The following is a 2,566-nucleotide window of genomic DNA, read 5'->3' on the forward strand; positions in this document are numbered from 1 at the left end:
CTTCGGGCCGACAAAGCGGCCGACGCCCATGATGAGTTCCGCGCCGCTCTCTTTGTAGGCTTGAAGATGAATGGCGATCTCCCGCTCGACCATGTCCTGCTTGCGGCGGAGGACCTTGCGCATATCGGTCCTGACGTCGCCGACAAGCGTCCCGAACTCGGGGGCGTGCCGGACGACGTGCGAGACGCGCGCGCTCCAGAGCTCGTTCTTGGAGGGCATGCAGGCGACGGCCGGACACGAGCCGCCGACCCAGCGGCGCTCGACGACGGCGACCGTCTTGCCGGACTTGGCAAGCTTCCACGCCAGCTGTTTTCCGCCTTGGCCGCTGCCGAGGATGACAAGGTCGAAATGTTCGGATTGAGGCATCGGTGCTTCCTCCCGGTGACGACAACTATGTCAGATCGACTTCACCTCCCCCCCGTCCATGCGGAGCGTCGAGCCGGTCATCCAGCGGGCGCTAGGCGAGACGAGGAAAGCCATCAACTCCGCGATCTCTTCCGGCTGTCCATAGCGTGCGATTCCGGCCTCCCTGGGGAAATTCTCCGTCGCCTCTTCCACGGTCATGCCGTGCAACGGCGCCCAATGCTGAAGGTAGGAACGGCGCCGACCGGTCATCACCGGGCCGGGCAGGACGCTGTTGACCTGCACGCCGTCGGCAATGCCGCGATCGGAAAACGCCTTGGCCAAGGCGACGATTGCGGCGTTGATCGTGCCTACGGCGGCATAGGGCGCTTTCGGAAACAGCGCCGAGTTACCCGACATCAGCACCACCGAACCTCTTGCGGCCTTCAGCGCGGGCCAAGCAGCGATCGTCAGCCGCCGTGCGCCGTGCAGTTTCAGCCCCAGGCCATCATCCCACTGCGCGTCGGTCATCTCAAACAGGTCGATCTGCGGCACGGCGCCTGCGATGTTGAGCAGAGCGTCGATGCGGTCGAAGGCCGCGAGCGCCCGGTCGACGACCGTCTTTGCAGCCTCGGGCCGCGCCATGTCGGCGTCGATGATCAGTGCCTCCGCGCCGACCGCCCCGACCTTCTCTGCGGTCTCTTCCAGATTGGCGCGGTTCCGCGCGACTAGAACCAGCGCCGAAAAATCGCGCGCGAGACGGACGGCGGCGGCCCGCCCGATGCCTTGGCTCGCTCCCGTGATGATGGCGACCGACTTTGACACATGAGTTCTCTTTGACTTGAGAGGACGGGCCATCGTCGTCTGAGCGGCGATCGCGCCCGAGGCTGTTTGCTTGTTGATGCGGCGCACGCCGCTCGTTCAATTCGGGCCTCAGCGGGCAAGGAAGTCCCGGATCGCGGCCGCGATCTCCGCGGCATGGGTTTCCAACGCGAAATGGCCGGTGTCCAAGAAGCGGACGACTGCATTCGGGATGTCCCGCTTGAACGCCTCCGCGCCGGCTGGCAGGAAGAAGGGGTCGTTCTTTCCCCAGACCGCGAGGAACGGCGGCCTGTGGGTCCGGAAATAGGTCTGGAAGGCCGGGTAGAGCGTGACGTTGCTCTTATAGTCGCCGAACAGGTCTAGCTGCACGTCCGCAGCCCCGGTTCGCGTGAGATAGAAATTGTCGAGCGAGTATCCGTCCGGCGAAACCATCGTCGGGTCCGGGACGCCGTGCGTGTATTGCCAGATCGTGGTCTCGGGCTTGAGGAACGCGCGCAGCGCCTCACGGTTCGTCTCGGACGGATCCTGCCAATAGGCTCTGATCGGGTTCCAGCCGTCGCTTAAGCCCTCCTCGTAGGCGTTGCCGTTCTGCGAGATGATCGCGGTGATCCGGTCCGGATGCTTCACCGCGAGCCGGAAGCCGGTCGGCGCCCCGTAGTCGAAAACGTAGACGGCGTAGCGATCGAATCCAATGATTTCGGAGAAGCGGTCGATCGTAGCTGCGATCCGATCGAAGCTATGCCCGCGGCCCGGCATGTCCGAGTTGCCGAAGCCCGGGAGGTCAGGGGCGACGACGTGGAAGCGATCGATGAGAAGTGGAATCAAATCCCGAAACATGTGACCGGCGCTCGGAAAGCCGTGGAGAAGCAGGAGCTTCCGGGCGCCGGGGGCGCCGGCTTCGCGATAGAAGACCTTGAAGCCATCCACGTCGACGGAACGGTACTTGACGGCGGTCATGGCGCACCTCCTCTCGATCCTTGTGAGAGCTGCTGGCGAAACTGTCTCGATCCCTTGAAGCTTAAGCGGCGTTCTCCGCCTGGACCGCCGAGACGGCTTCGCGGATCACCTGCAAAACGACGGCGGGCGCTGTGACGATCGGCGCGTGATCGACGGCATGGGAGCGCACCTTCGCGTGCATGCGCTCGGCCATGAAGCGTTGATTGTCCGGCGCGATCATGCGGTCCTGCTCGGCCACCAGGAACCAGGCCGGCCGGTTCTTCCAGAGAGGCCGCGGCACTGGCACGGTAATGCAGGCGGGCGAGATCGGGCGCTGGACCGCCGCGAGCACCGCCAGTTCTTCCGGGGCGGCGTTCTGCGCGAAGGCGGCGACGAAGGCCTCCCTAGGCAGGTAGATCAGCCCATGGTCGTCGGGCGCGAGGTCGGGCGCCTGCGGATGGGGTTT

General features: G+C 65.0%; 4 protein-coding genes. All 4 read right to left on the reverse strand.

Translation table 11 applies throughout. The annotated features are described in order from the left end of the window. The coding region (locus ACLP25_RS27260; protein WP_442472236.1) for an FAD-dependent oxidoreductase at positions 1 to 366 on the reverse strand (366 nt) is incomplete at its 3' end. A gap of 30 nt (positions 367 to 396) precedes the next feature. After that, positions 397 to 1,167: an SDR family oxidoreductase gene (locus tag ACLP25_RS27265; protein WP_442472237.1), complete on the reverse strand. Its 771-nt coding sequence runs from the start codon at positions 1,165 to 1,167 to the stop codon at positions 397 to 399. Positions 1,168 to 1,275: 108 nt separating this feature from the next. Further along, positions 1,276 to 2,121: an alpha/beta fold hydrolase gene (locus tag ACLP25_RS27270; protein ID WP_442472238.1), complete on the reverse strand. Its 846-nt coding sequence runs from the start codon at positions 2,119 to 2,121 to the stop codon at positions 1,276 to 1,278. 61 nt (positions 2,122 to 2,182) lie between these two features. Then, the coding region (locus ACLP25_RS27275) for an alpha/beta fold hydrolase (protein ID WP_442472239.1) at positions 2,183 to 2,566 on the reverse strand (384 nt) is incomplete at its 5' end.

Source organism: Roseiarcus sp., from assembly GCF_052145395.1.
GTDB lineage: Bacteria > Pseudomonadota > Alphaproteobacteria > Rhizobiales > Beijerinckiaceae > Roseiarcus.

Excerpts from the sequence above, each read along its gene's own strand:
- ACLP25_RS27270 (WP_442472238.1), bottom strand. The coding sequence starts at position 2,121 with ATGACCGCCGTCAAGTACCGTTCCGTCGACGTGGATGGCTTCAAGGTC.